Source organism: Vibrio sp. D417a (genome assembly GCF_030248595.1).
GTDB classification, from domain to species: Bacteria; Pseudomonadota; Gammaproteobacteria; order Enterobacterales; family Vibrionaceae; genus Vibrio; species Vibrio alginolyticus.
This window is the reverse complement of sequence record NZ_JAHGAM010000021.1, coordinates 1-1439: the sequence shown is the minus strand read 5'-3', so window position 1 is coordinate 1439 and position 1439 is coordinate 1. Positions and strand designations below refer to the sequence as shown.

Genomic DNA, 1439 nt, shown 5'->3' with positions numbered 1-1439 from the left:
TTGCGTTACTCACACCTTAGCAAGGCGTTAGTACGGGTTTGACATCAAAGGTCACAAGTTCTGGTGTTTATCTGTTTTGGCGCTCGTGTTTACACCTTTCAGTTATTGCCTTTCACGTTCTTTCCGGTGGCACTATATGCGGAGTGTTCGCTTTGATTTTACCGTTTACGGCTTCTAACTCTTAGCCTATTTCTTTGGCGCTTTTTCATTTTCGTGGTGACTTTTGAGAGAACCTTGATTACTTTTGGTGTGGCTTTTGAAGTACGAGGAAAGAATCCTTTTCCAATTTGAAATCAGTAAAAGTAGGAGAGTTCAGTGCGTTTTTCTTCTAGCCAACTCTTGTCTCTCAATGGCGGTAAAGTTTTGTAGCTGCCCGTCTCACTTCAGTGTTCAAAGCCTTTCATATCATGCCACTTTTCAATATCTTGGAGTGCACAAATAGAAGTAGCGCATGTACTAACAAATTGCTTAAGAGTGATTCGTAACGCGTGGTATTTTTACTTTGCGGTGGCTTATGTGATTAAGGCGCTGTGCGGTAGCTTTTGTATTGCGTTACTCACACCTTAGCAAGGCGTTAGCTTACTAATAGACGGAGTCAATAAAATAGAAGATAATAGGCAATTGATTTAATACTAAAGTTTATGCGGAGACGTAAATGAATCAGTTGGCTCTGATCCCTCGTGTGGAAGAGGGAGAAATTATTCCACAACGCCTTGGTGATGGGTATATCAGTGCAACAGCACTGTGCCAGTCAGTCGGAAAGCGTTTCGGTGATTACCATTCCTTGAAGGGTACTCAAGAATTTATTGCTGAATTATCGGCTCAAACTAATGTTCCAAAAGATCAGCTAATTCATATCGTTCGAGGTGGCGACCCGAAACTACAGGGTACTTGGGTACATCCATATTTAGCAATTAACCTTGCCCAGTGGCTGTCTGCAAAATTCGCGGTAAAAGTATCGCAGTGGGTTACAGAGTGGCAGCAAGGAAGTGCAAATGCTGTATTGCCAGTACACTTGGAACGTTACATGCAAAATCGCTCGAAAGTTCCTTATACTCATTTTTCAATGCTGAATGAGCTGACTTTAAACCTCATTGCACCTCTGGAGCAAGCTGGGTACACGTTACCGCAATCTTTAGTTCCTGACATTTCGGAAGGACGCATGTTCTGTAAGTGGTTGCGCGATACCAAGGGTATTGAACCGAACACTTTCCCAACTTATAAGCATGAATACCCTGATGGTCGTGAAGTGGATGCAAAATTGTACCCTATTGAACTGTATGAAGACTTCCGCCGCCATTTCAACGAAGTTTGGATTCCAGTTCAAGCTCCTAAGTACTTCAAGCAACGTAGTCCACAGGCTCTACAACTAATTCAGACATTGATGCTCGAAGCAAAGTAAGCTAACAATCTGTTTAAGAGTGATTCGCAACGCTTGG

The 1439-nt window shown here is 42.6% G+C and carries 1 protein-coding gene; it reads left to right on the top strand.

Features of this window, described 5'->3' with window-relative positions; genetic code table 11:
- Positions 1-655: 655 nt before the first annotated feature.
- Complete coding sequence (locus KI742_RS19265; RefSeq protein WP_140249540.1) at positions 656-1402, top strand: KilA-N domain-containing protein; 747 nt, start codon at positions 656-658, stop codon at positions 1400-1402.
- The last annotated feature ends 37 nt before the right edge of the window (positions 1403-1439 follow it).

What these genes read in the sequence shown, in the direction of transcription:
- KI742_RS19265 (WP_140249540.1), top strand. Translation starts at nt 656, where the DNA reads ATGAATCAGTTGGCTCTGATCCCTCGTGTGGAAGAGGGAGAAATTATT.